Raw genomic sequence first — 4765 nt, 5'->3', positions numbered from 1 at the left:
GAGTTAGGATCAATGCTTGGTGTTTCTACAATGGTTACAACAAACTCCGCTTCTGATGGACAACCATTATCATCACCATAGATGTATAATGTCTGACTCATGTCTACTAAGTCTCCTGCATTGTATACCGTTCCGCTTCCATTCATCTCTGTATAGTAAGCTTCATCGCCTGCTAAGTTTGTGCCTGTTATAGCTGGTAATTCAAACTCATCACACGCTGTGCCTGCTCCGCCATCTATTTCTGCTGTCGGTGTAATCGTGATTGCAAACGGTTCTTCTGTTGAACAAGCGCCTGCTGCTACATACATGTATAATGTTGTGCTTGTGCTGATCCAATCTCCTTCTGCATATTGTGTGCCTGCTCCTCCCATTTCTGTGAAGTAGAATGCTCCTGTTACTCCAACTCCAGTGATTGCTGGTAATTGTAAACTATCACATGCTGCTCCCGAGTTAGGATCAATGCTTGGTGTTTCTACAATGGTTACAACAAACTCCGCTTCTGATGGACAACCATTATCATCACCATAGATGTATAATGTCTGACTCATATCTACTAAGTCTCCTGCATTGTATACCGTTCCGCCTCCATTCATCTCAGTATAGTAAGCTTCATCGCCTGCTAAGTTTGTGCCTGTTATAGCAGGTAATTCAAACTCATCACACGCTGTGCCTGCTCCGCCATCTATTTCTGCTGTCGGTGTAATCGTGATTGCAAATGGTTCTTCTGTTGAACAAGCGCCTGCTGCTACATACATGTATAATGTTGTGCTTGTGCTGATCCAATCTCCTTCTGCATATTGTGTGCCTGCTCCTCCCATTTCTGTGAAGTAGAATGCTCCTGTTGTTCCAACTCCAGTGATTGCTGGTAATTGTAAACTATCACATGCTGCTCCCGAGTTAGGATCAATGCTTGGTGTTTCTACAATGGTTACAACAAACTCCGCTTCTGATGGACAACCATTATCATCACCATAGATGTATAATGTCTGACTCATATCTACTAAGTCTCCTGCATTGTATACCGTTCCACCTCCATTCATCTCTGTATAGTAAGCTTCATCGCCTGCTAAGTTTGTGCCTGTTATAGCTGGTAATTCAAACTCATCACACGCTGTTCCAGCTCCGCCATCTATTTCTGCTGTCGGTGTAATCGTGATTGCAAATGGTTCTTCTGTTGAACAAGCACCTGCTGCTACATACATGTATAATGTTGTACTTGTGCTGATCCAATCTCCTTCTGTGTACTGAGTTCCTGCTCCTCCCATTTCTGTGAAGTAGAATGCTCCTGTGACTCCAACTCCAGTGATTGCTGGTAATTGTAAACTATCACATGCTGCTCCCGAGTTAGGATCAATGCTTGGTGTTTCTACAATGGTTACAACAAACTCCGCTTCTGATGGACAACCATTATCATCACCATAGATGTATAATGTCTGACTCATATCTATAAAGTCTCCTGCATTGTATACCGTTCCACCTCCATTCATCTCTGTATAGTAAGCTTCATCGCCTGCTAAGTTTGTACCTGTTATCTCTGGTAATTCAAACTCATCACATGCTGTGCCAGCTCCGCCATCTAATTCTGCTGTCGGTGTGATCGTGATTGCAAATGGTTCTTCTGTTGAACAAGCGCCTGCTGCTACATACATGTATAATGTTGTGCTTGTGCTGATCCAATCTCCTTCTGCATATTGTGTGCCTGCTCCTCCCATTTCTGTGAAGTAGAACGCTCCTGTTACTCCAACTCCAGTGATTGCTGGTAATTGTAAACTATCACATGCTGCTCCTGAGTTAGGATCAATGCTTGGTGTTTCTACAATGGTTACAACAAACTCCGCTTCTGATGGACAACCATTATCATCACCATAGATGTATAATGTCTGACTCATATCTACTAAGTCTCCTGCATTGTATACCGTTCCACCTCCATTCATCTCTGTATAGTAAGCTTCATCGCCTGCTAAGTTTGTGCCTGTTATAGCAGGTAATTCAAACTCATCACACGCTGTGCCTGCTCCGCCATCTATTTCTGCTGTCGGTGTAATCGTAATTGCAAATGGTTCTTCTGTTGAACATGACCCTGCCGCTACATACATGTATAATGTTGTGCTTGTGCTGATCCAATCTCCTTCTGCGTACTGAGTTCCGCCTCCATTCATCTCCGTAAAGTAGAATGCTCCAGTTGTTCCTACACCTGTGATTGCTGGTAATTGTAAACTATCACATGCTGCTCCTGAGTTAGGATCAATGCTTGGTGTTTCTACAATGGTTACAACAAACTCCGCTTCTGATGGACAGCCATTATCATCACCATAGATGTATAATGTCTGACTCATATCTACTAAGTCTCCTGCATTGTATACCGTTCCGCTTCCATTCATCTCTGTATAGTAAGCTTCATCGCCTGCTAAGTTCGTGCCTGTTATCTCTGGTAATTCAAACTCATCACACGCTGTGCCAGCTCCGCCATCTATTTCTGCTGTCGGTGTAATCGTAATTGCAAATGGTTCTTCTGTTGAACAAGCACCTGCTGCTACATACATGTATAATGTTGTGCTTGTGCTGATCCAATCTCCTTCTGCATATTGTGTTCCTGCGCCGTCCATTTCTGTGAAGTAGAATGCTCCTGCAGTTCCAACTCCAGTGATTGCTGGTAATTGTAAACTATCACATGCTGATCCTGAGTTAGGATCAATGCTTGGTGTTTCTACAATGGTTACAACAAACTCCGCTTCTGATGGACAACCATTATCATCACCATAGATGTATAATGTCTGACTCATGTCTACTAAGTCTCCTGCATTGTATACCGTTCCACCTCCATTCATCTCTGTATAGTAAGCTTCATCGCCTGCTAAGTTTGTGCCTGTTATAGCAGGTAATTCAAACTCATCACACGCTGTGCCAGCTCCGCCATCTATTTCTGCTGTCGGTGTAATCGTGATTACAAATGGCTCTTCTGTTGAACAAGCGCCTGCTGCTACATACATGTATAATGTTGTGCTTGTGCTGATCCAATCTCCTTCTGCGTATTGTGTTCCTGCTCCTCCCATTTCTGTGAAGTAGAATGCTCCTGCAGTTCCAACTCCAGTGATTGCTGGTAATTGTAAACTATCACATGCTGCTCCTGAGTTAGGATCAATGCTTGGTGTTTCTACAATGGTTACAACAAACTCTGCTTCTGATGGACAACCATTATCATCACCATAGATGTATAATGTCTGACTCATATCTATTAAGTCTCCTGCATTGTATACCGTTCCGCCTCCATTCATCTCTGTATAGTAAGCTTCATCGCCTGCTAAGTTTGTGCCTGTTATCTCAGGTAATTCAAACTCATCACATGCTGTGCCTGCTCCGCCATCTATTTCTGCTGTCGGTGTAATCGTTACGTCAAATGGTTCTTCTGTTGAACAAGCACCTGCTGCTACATACATGTATAATGTTGTGCTTGTGCTGATCCAATCTCCTTCTGCGTATTGTGTTCCTGCGCCATCCATTTCTGTGAAGTAGAATGCTCCTGTTGTTCCAACTCCAGTGATTGCTGGTAATTGTAAACTATCACATGCTGCTCCTGAGTTAGGATCAATGCTTGGTGTTTCTACAATGGTTACAACAAACTCCGCTTCTGATGGACAGCCATTATCATCACCATAGATGTATAATGTCTGACTCATATCTATAAAGTCTCCTGCATTGTATACCGTTCCACCTCCATTCATCTCTGTATAGTAAGCTTCATCGCCTGCTAAGTTTGTGCCTGTTATAGCAGGTAATTCAAACTCATCACATGCTGTGCCTGCTCCGCCATCTATTTCTGCTGTCGGTGTAATCGTAATTGCAAATGGTTCTTCTGTTGAACAAGCGCCTGCTGCTACATACATGTATAATGTTGTGCTTGTGCTGATCCAATCTCCTTCTGCATATTGTGTTCCTGCGCCGTCCATTTCTGTGAAGTAGAATGCTCCTGCAGTTCCAACTCCTGTGATTGCTGGTAATTGTAAACTATCACATGCTGATCCTGAGTTAGGATCAATGCTTGGTGTTTCTACAATGGTTACAACAAACTCTGCTTCTGATGGACAACCATTATCATCGCCATAGATATATAATGTCTGACTCATATCTATTAAGTCTCCTGCATTGTATACCGTTCCGCCTCCATTCATCTCTGTATAGTAAGCTTCATCGCCTGCTAAGTTTGTGCCTGTTATCTCTGGTAGTTCAAACTCATCACATGCTGTGCCTGCTCCGCCATCTATTTCTGCCGTCGGTGTAATCGTTACGTCAAATGATTCTAATGTGCTACAGTCTCCTGCTGCCACTATCATGTATAGCGTTGTACTAAAGTCTATAAACTCTCCTGCTATATATGTTGTACCACTTCCATCTGCTGCTGTATTGTAAATCGCTCCTGCAGTTCCAACTCCTGTGATTGCTGGTAATTGTAAACTATCACATGCTGCTCCTGAGTTAGGATCAATGCTTGGTGTTTCTACAATGGTTACAATAAACTCTGCTTCTGATGGACAGCCATTATCATCACCATAGATATATAATGTCTGACTCATATCTATTAAGTCTCCTGCATTGTATACCGTTCCGCCTCCATTCATCTCTGTATAGTAAGCTTCATCACCTGCTAAGTTTGTGCCTGTTATAGCTGGTAGTTCAAACTCATCACATGCTGTGCCTGCTCCGCCATCTATTTCTGCTGTCGGTGTAATCGTGATTGCAAATGGTTCTAATGTGCTACAGTCTCCTG

The 4765-nt window shown here is 43.0% G+C and carries 1 protein-coding gene; it reads right to left on the bottom strand.

The genetic code is table 11. The annotated features are described in order from the left end of the window. The coding region (locus tag L2586_RS24260) for a hypothetical protein (protein ID WP_235295599.1) at positions 1-4765 on the bottom strand (4765 nt) is incomplete at both ends.

This window comes from Portibacter lacus, from assembly GCF_021533215.1.
GTDB lineage: Bacteria > Bacteroidota > Bacteroidia > Chitinophagales > Saprospiraceae > Portibacter > Portibacter lacus.
This window is presented reverse-complemented; position numbering and strand designations above follow the sequence as displayed.